1 protein-coding gene is annotated in these 488 nt (G+C 51.6%); it reads right to left on the reverse strand.

Annotated features, from left to right (window positions below):
• Positions 1-294 (reverse strand): Hsp26/alpha crystallin family protein (locus C6N31_RS47210; protein WP_198359658.1); only part of this gene is annotated, 294 nt, incomplete at its 3' end.
• Between the last annotated feature and the right edge of the window lie 194 nt (positions 295-488).

The following is a 488-nucleotide window of genomic DNA, read 5'->3' on the forward strand; positions in this document are numbered from 1 at the left end:
CTCAATAGTCTTGAGGTCAGGTGGGTTCACCGCCACCTTAGGAACTGTCACGGTTAGGACACCATTATCCATTGCTGCTTTGATCTGATCCATCCTGGAATTCTCCGGCAGCCTGAAGCGCCTCAAGAACTTACCGGAACTACGCTCAACACGATGCCAACGATCGTTCTTATCCTCCTGTTCCCTGCTTCTCTCCCCGCTGATCTGCAGAACTGTCCCATCTTCGACTTCTACTTTAACCTCCTCTTTCTTCAGCCCCGGGAGATCCACCTTGAACACGTGAGCCTCCGCCATTTCCCTCCAGTCTACTCTTGTGTTAGCGACTGCCGCTGTCTCGTGAGACACAGATGACGGAAGGCTCCAGAAATTGCGAGTCATGTGAGGCGGGCCTTCGAATTGATCCCAAAAGTCCGCCATGAAAGGATCGAACATGTTGCTTCTGCCACCAAAAGGAAACATCGCCATTGTATCAGTACTCTGGGAGTTTG

Origin of the sequence: Streptomyces fildesensis (assembly GCF_016107395.1) — a bacterium.
GTDB classification, from domain to species: Bacteria; Actinomycetota; Actinomycetes; order Streptomycetales; family Streptomycetaceae; genus Actinacidiphila; species Actinacidiphila fildesensis.